Source organism: Streptomyces sp. NPDC002809, assembly GCF_040295435.1.
GTDB lineage: Bacteria > Actinomycetota > Actinomycetes > Streptomycetales > Streptomycetaceae > Streptomyces.
Genome location: NZ_JBEOVJ010000043.1, coordinates 56424 through 62924 on the forward strand (window position 1 = coordinate 56424; position 6501 = coordinate 62924).

The following is a 6501-nucleotide window of genomic DNA, read 5'->3' on the forward strand; positions in this document are numbered from 1 at the left end:
CCGGGCCACCGGCAGCCGCTCAGTCGTCGTCGGACGCACGGGACCGCGAGCCGCTCTCCAGCCCCTGGGAGAACTCCTCCAGCGCTTCGAGCAGGAGTCCGGCCCCGTTCCGCACAACGGGGTCCGCCCCTCCTTCACCCGCCCGCTCCTCCTCGTCCCACTTCTCCAGCGCCTCCCGCACCGCCGTCCAGTCCGGTACGCGCCGCTCCCGCACCGCTTTCGCACCCTGCTCGGTTGCCCGGCGCAGCGCCTCGGCGAGCGCGGCGGCCGCCGGTACGGGGGTGGCGCCGCCCTCCGGGAGATGCGCCTCCATGAGCATCGCGACCCGGCCGAGCTGGGCGAGCGCGTGCTGGGTGTCGTCGGCAGCGGCGTGCGAGAGGCCGCGGTGGCGCACCGGTTCGTGCTGGGCGGTGGCCACCGCCTCCTGCCAGGCGACGCGGGCGTTCCGGGTGGCGAGCAGGGCCTGGCGGACGTCGTCGTGGCCCCGGCCGGCCGGGTCTGCGTACTGGTCGACGACCGAGGCCGCGTAACGGCCGTCCTCCTTCAGCCAGTCGCCGAGCCGGCCGCGCAGCCGCGGGGTCTCCCACGCCGGGTAGACGGCGTACGAGACCATGGCCAGGAGACCGCCGAGAAGGGTCAGCAGGACCCGTTCGAGCACGGTCTGCGACAGGTCGTCGCCTGCCATGCCGAGGAGGAAGACCACGTACGCGGCGACGCAGGCCTGGCCGACGGCGTAGCCGGTGCGCATCAGCAGGTACATCAGCAGGGCGCAGGCCACGGCGAGCGCGGCGGACAGCCCCGGGCGGGGTTGGGCCGTCTGGACGATCGCGCTGGCGACGAAGACCCCGACGACGGTTCCGCCGAAACGCGCCACGGACCGTTCGTACGTCCGGGAGAACTCCGGCCGCATCACCATGACGGCCGCCATCGGCACCCAGTAGCCGTGCCCGTACGGCAGCGCCAGGCCCAGCAGATAGCCGACCGCGGCGACGACGGAGATCCGGATCGCGTGCCGCAGGATCGGGGAGCCGTGGTGCAGCTCGCGACGCATCGACGCGATCACGACCGGGACCAGCCGCACCAGGGTGGGCCGTCGGTGGTGCTCGGCCGGGACCCCGCCGCCCCGCCCGGCCTCGATGGCGTCGGCCGCCTCCGCGACCCCGGCGCGCTCCTCCTTCGTGCCGTCGCCCTCGGCGGCCTCGATGACGTCGGAGAGCAGGGCGGCCAGCCGGTCGGCGGCACGGAGCGGGGGGCCTGTGAGGAGCGCGCCGGTGTCGGGGGTCTTCAACGCCGCGACGGCGGGCGCGGGGAGCCGCACCGGGTCGCCGTGGCGGATCGCCCGCGCGGCCGCGTCGAGCAGGGAGCCGGCGGCGGCGAGGAGCTCACGGACGCGGTCGCGCTCCGGGCCCTCGGCCGGGACGCCCATCGCCGGGTCCGCGAGTGAGGCGAGCACCGGCCTGATCCGCTCGGCGACCCCGCGTGAGCCGTGCAGTTCGGCGGGGCGGCGGCGGGCCTGGCGAGCGGTGACGGCGGCTGCCCTGCGGGCCTCCATCAGGGGCGCCGGGTCGAAGTGGGCGACCGGGTCATGGCGCAGCCTGCGGGCGTAGTCCGCCTCGGCGGCCAGCGCGTCGGCCAGGGCGTCGCGCTGGGCGCCCCATCTGCGGACCGGGAACAGCACGATCAGCACCGCCTGGACCACTCCGCCGAACGTGATCATCAGGGCGTGCAGGGCCGCTTCGGCCACGGACGTCGGCAGGGTGACCGTCACCAGCATGATCGCGACGTTGGACGCGGCGATGATGCCGCCCGTCGGGCCGGCTGCCCAGGCCAGGCCGGAGACAAAGGTCCAGAGCACCAGCAGGATCAGGAAGAGGAGGAGGTGGGAGCCGGTGACGTAGCCGAGGAACGTCGAGACGCCGAGGCTGAAGCCGGAGACCAGGGCGAGCACCGGGCGGGGTCGCCAGCTGCGCTGGAACGTGGCGATCGCCGCCTGGTACGCGCCGAACGCCGAGCTGGCTGCGACCACCGGCCCGAAGAGGGCGAGGCTCACGCCGATCACCAGGGCGAGACCTGCCGCGCCTCGGATGGCGATCAGCGGTTCGAGACGCGTTCTCTCGATCGTCAGCCCCGAGCGGGCGGTCTCCCTCAGCGCCCGGAGCCAGCTCATGCCCAGAGCCTAACCGGATTTACCGATATGCCCGAGTTGTCGGGTGCGACCCTCCGGTTCACCGGCCCGATCCGGGGACTTCCCCGGGGCGGACGCTCCGGGCGGAGCCGGCGCCCTCAGCCGGAGACCTCCGGCCTGCGCCCGCCCATCCTGGCCCGGTCCGCCGCGGCCGTCCCGTGGGTCCAGCCGTCCAGGTCCGTGGCCCCTCGGACCCGGGTGGTCGTGGTCTCGGGGAACATCTTCTCGGCGGTGTCCGTGACCGCCACGTCCCTGGCGGCCAGCACGGGCAGCAGACCGGCCCCGGCACCGGCGGACGGCCCGTCGGCGGTGGCACCCTCGGCGTCGGCCTCGGCGGTGGCGCGGGCGGTCCCGTCGGCCAGCCGGCGCCCGAGCCGCTGGGCGTAGGCCATCAGGAAGGACTGCCGGAAGGTCTTGGTCCGTTTGCGGCCGCCGGCCCGCTGGCCCGCTTCGGCCCGGGTCATCGCCGCCGTGCCCTGCACCAGTAGCGAGGTGTGAAGCAGTTCCACGGCCTCCAGGTCCGACTCGAAGCCGACCACCGTGGAGAAGCCGAGGTCACTGTTCCACACGGCCCGGCAGCGGTTCGCCGAGGCGACGGCGTCGAGCAGGATCGCCTTGGCCGTCTCGTACGGGGCGTCCACCCCGATCCGGCAGGCGCCCGGCACGCTGCCGCTGTGCGTGCGGGCCGCCAGCAGGGCCTCGTCGATGCTGTGCCGGGCCATCAGCTCCTGCGCCTTGGTGGTGAGCGCTTCCGCCTCCTCGGGAAATCCGGTCGCCTCGGCCTTGGCCAGCAGTGCGCGGATCCGGGTCAGCATGCGCGGTTCGTCGTGCGCGGGCGGCAGGTGCAGGGTGTCGCGCAACGCGCCGGGCGGGAGCCCGACGGGCTCGATCGCCGGCAGCCCGAGCAGCAGCCGGTAGAGCCCCAGGAGCGCGGAGGCGTACGAGAATCGGTCCGGCCGCCCCGCCGGCGGCGGGGCGGGCAGCTCGTCGAGCTGAGCCTGCCAGCGGGGCGGCAGCGCCTCGTGGCGCCGGAGCTCCGAACCGATCAGCCCGGCGGCCAGACCGGCCGCGTGCTCGTCGAGTTCACGGCGGACGATGCGCACGAGATCGGCGGGCAGCCAGCCACGGTCCCAGGCGCGCCGGACGAACTCCTCGCCGCGTCGCAGCAGCTCGGCGTCGGACGCCGGGTCGGCGGCGAGCAGGGACGCCCCGGTGTCGAGCCCGGCGTCGCCGTCCGAGTACAGGGCTGCCGCGAATGCCTGATCGATCACCGGTTCCATGAGGTCAGGGTAGGCGTGGCCGGGTCGGCGGAATTCATCCACACCCTGTGGACAACTTTCGCCGGGCCGTGACCCGCACCGGATCCCGGCGGCCTCCCGGTCACGGCAGCAGGACGACCTTCCCGCGTACGTGCCCCGCCTCACTCAGTTCCTGCGCCCTGGCCGCCTCGGTGAGCGGGAGCGTCTCGGCGACGGGGATCCGCAGCTCCCCCTCGGCCGCGAGCCGGGCGTGCTCGGCCAGCTGCGCCCTGGACCGGGAGCCGCCGCCGGAGAAGGCGACGCCGTACTTCCCCGCTTCCGGGTCGGCGATGGTGACGATCCGGTCGGTGGTGGAGCCCCGCAGCTCGATGGAGTCCGGCAGCGCGCCGCGCCCCGCCGCGTCGAAGACCGCGTCCACACCTTGTGGAGCGATGTCGCGCACCCGGCCGACCAGCCCGTCCCCGTACTCCACCGGGGTCGCCCCCAGCACCCGCAGATAGTCGTGGTTGCCCGGGGACGCCGTGCCGATCACGGTCGCGCCGCGGGCCACCGCCAGCTGGACCGCCGCCGATCCGACGGCTCCGGCGGCCCCGTGCAGCAGCAGGGTCTCCCCCGCCTCCAGGGCGAGTTCGTCCAGGACGCGCCGGGCGGTGCTCGACGCGATGGTCAGCGCGGCCGCGTCCGGCCAGCTCAGCTCCGCGGGCTTGGGGGCGACGAGCGCGGCGTCGGCCAGGGCGTACTCGGCGTAGGAACCGGTGGCGCTCCAGCCCAGCACCTCGTCGCCGACCGCGACATCGGTGACACCCTCCCCCGTCACGTCGACCACCCCGGCGAACTCGACGCCCGGGACGGCCGGGAGCGACGTCGGGAACACGTCCTCCATCCAGCCTCGCCGGATCTTGTAGTCCATCGGGTTGACCGCGGCCGCCCGGACCTTCACCCGGACCTGCCCGGGACCGGGATGCGGGTCCTCGACCCGGGCCGGATGCAGAACCTCGGGCCCGCCGAACTCCTCGAATACGATCGCTTCCATCGTGTCGTCTGCCTCCTCGTCGGAACGGATCCGGACCAGGATCCGGACCAGGCGTCAGGCCCGGATCCATCCTTCCAGCCGACCCGCCCCCGCGCGCTCCGCCTCGCTGTCAGTGCCGGGTGCCAGACTCGAATCCATGACCGAACGCTGGGCTGTGGCCGCCACGGAGAGCGGAGGCGCGCGCCTCGCCCCGCTGGACCGGTCCGGCCGGCCCACCGCCCCGGCCGTGACCGAACCGGACCTGGTCGAGGCGGTCCGTTCCCGGCCCGGCGTCACCCGCTGGGTGTGGCGTTCGACGGCCGAGATCTACCCCCGGCTGCTCGCCGCCGGAGTGCCGGTCGCGCGGTGCTACGACATCGAGGTCGCCGAGACCCTCCTGCTGGGGCACGAGGGCCGGCTGGGCGAACCCCGCTCCGCCGCGGCCGCCCACGCCCGCCTGCTGCGCGGCCCGGTGCCGCCCGACCCGCCGCCGCGCTCGGCCGTGCCGGGCTCCCAGTCCTCCCTCTTCGAGCCCCGGTCCGGTACGGACCTGCCGTTCGACGCCCTGCTCCAGGTGTACGCACACCAGCTCGCCCGCCACGACGCCACCGACCGGCCGGGCCGGATGATCCTGCTGACGGCCGCCGAGTCAGCCGGCATGCTGGTCGCCGCCGAGATGAACCGCTCGGGTCTGCCCTGGCGGGCCGACGTCCACCGCGAGTTGCTGCACGAGCTCCTCGGCGAGCGCTACGCGGGCGGCGGCGAGCCCCGGAAGCTGGCCGAGCTGGCGGACGAGGTGTCCGCCGCGTTCGGCCGCCGGGTCCGCCCGGATCTCCCCGCCGATGTGGTGAAGGCCTTCGCGCAGGCCGGCATCAAGCTGCGGTCGACCCGCCGGTGGGAGCTGGAGGAGCTGGACCATCCGGCGGTGCGGCCCCTCATCCAGTACAAGAAGCTGTACCGGATCTGGACGGCCCACGGCTGGAGCTGGCTCCAGGACTGGGTCCGCGACGGCCGCTTCCGCCCCGAGTACCAGCCGGGCGGCACGGTCAGCGGCCGCTGGACGACCAACGGCGGTGGGGCGCTGCAGATCCCCAAGGTGATCCGGCGGGCGGTGGTCGCCGACGAGGGCTGGCGGCTGGTCGTCGCGGACGCCGACCAGATGGAGCCGCGGGTGCTGGCCGCGATCTCCCGCGACCGGGGCCTGATGGAGGTGGCCGGGCATGACGGCGACCTGTACACCGCACTGTCCGACCGCGCCTTCCACGGCGACCGCGACCACGCCAAGATCGCCCTGCTCGGCGCGGTCTACGGCCAGACGTCGGGGGACGGCCTGAAGAACCTGGCGGCCCTGCGCCGGAGGTTCCCGCACGCGGTCGCCTATGTGGACGACGCCGCGAAGGCCGGCGAGGAGGGCCGCCTCGTACGGACCTGGCTGGGCCGGACCAGCCCGCCCGCCGCGGGCAGCGGGGACGAGGGGGAGGCAGGCATCCCGCAGGAGGACGACCGTTTACCGGCGGACGGCTCCGAACCGGCGGACGGCGGGTTCACACCGGGCTACGCCTCCTCCAACGCCCGTGCGCGTGGCCGCTTCACCCGCAACTTCGTGGTGCAGGGCAGTGCGGCCGACTGGGCGCTGCTGCTCCTCGCCGCGCTGCGGCAGTCGATCGCGGCCGCTGGGCTCCGGGCCGAACTGGTCTTCTTCCAGCACGACGAGGTGATCGTGCACTGTCCCGAGGAGGAGGCCGAGACCGTCGTGGAGGCGATCCGGGCGGCAGGTGAGCTGGCCGGCCGGACCGCTTTCGGTGACACACCGGTGCGCTTCCCGTTCACCACCGCGGTGGTGGAGCGGTATTCGGACGCGAAGTGACCGGGCCCGGGCAGCCGCCCCGACGCGGCGGGGAAGCCGCCGGGGCCGGACAGCGGCGCACGCCCCGGGCAAGGGAGCCCGGGGCGGGCGCGCCGCGGTGGGTCCCCCCCCGTCCGCCCCGGTGTAACCCCGCACCCCCACAGATCGGGAGAGCACACCTGAGTACAACCCACACCAC

4 protein-coding genes are annotated in these 6501 nt (G+C 74.7%); 1 reads left to right on the plus strand and 3 read right to left on the minus strand.

Going from position 1 to position 6501, the window contains the following annotated elements; translation table 11 throughout:
• Positions 1–19: 19 nt before the first annotated feature.
• The 3 genes from ABT025_RS24085 to ABT025_RS24095 form a co-directional block, all read right to left on the minus strand.
• On the minus strand, positions 20–2167 hold the full coding sequence (locus ABT025_RS24085; protein ID WP_350998094.1) for an FUSC family protein: 2148 nt from the start codon (positions 2165–2167) through the stop codon (positions 20–22).
• Positions 2168–2283: 116 nt separating this feature from the next.
• Positions 2284–3465 (minus strand): DUF2786 domain-containing protein, encoded by a 1182-nt coding sequence (locus ABT025_RS24090; protein ID WP_350998097.1) that lies wholly within the window; start codon positions 3463–3465, stop codon positions 2284–2286.
• A 100-nt stretch (positions 3466–3565) separates the two neighbouring features.
• Positions 3566–4477, minus strand: coding sequence for an NADP-dependent oxidoreductase (locus ABT025_RS24095; protein ID WP_350998100.1), 912 nt, complete (start codon positions 4475–4477; stop codon positions 3566–3568).
• Positions 4478–4613: 136 nt separating this feature from the next.
• Here ABT025_RS24095 and ABT025_RS24100 point away from each other — a divergent pair, with 136 nt between their 5' ends.
• Positions 4614–6323 carry a bifunctional 3'-5' exonuclease/DNA polymerase gene (locus ABT025_RS24100; protein WP_350998103.1) on the plus strand — a complete coding sequence of 570 codons (1710 nt, stop codon included), beginning with the start codon at positions 4614–4616 and terminating at the stop codon, positions 6321–6323.
• The last annotated feature ends 178 nt before the right edge of the window (positions 6324–6501 follow it).

Bases quoted from the DNA above. Each gene is read 5' to 3' on its own strand.
- ABT025_RS24100 (WP_350998103.1), top strand. From the start codon at position 4,614: ATGACCGAACGCTGGGCTGTGGCCGCCACGGAGAGCGGAGGCGCGCGC.
- ABT025_RS24090 (WP_350998097.1), bottom strand. From the start codon at position 3,465: ATGGAACCGGTGATCGATCAGGCATTCGCGGCAGCCCTGTACTCGGAC.
- ABT025_RS24085 (WP_350998094.1), bottom strand. From the start codon at position 2,167: ATGAGCTGGCTCCGGGCGCTGAGGGAGACCGCCCGCTCGGGGCTGACG.
- ABT025_RS24095 (WP_350998100.1), bottom strand. From the start codon at position 4,477: ATGGAAGCGATCGTATTCGAGGAGTTCGGCGGGCCCGAGGTTCTGCAT.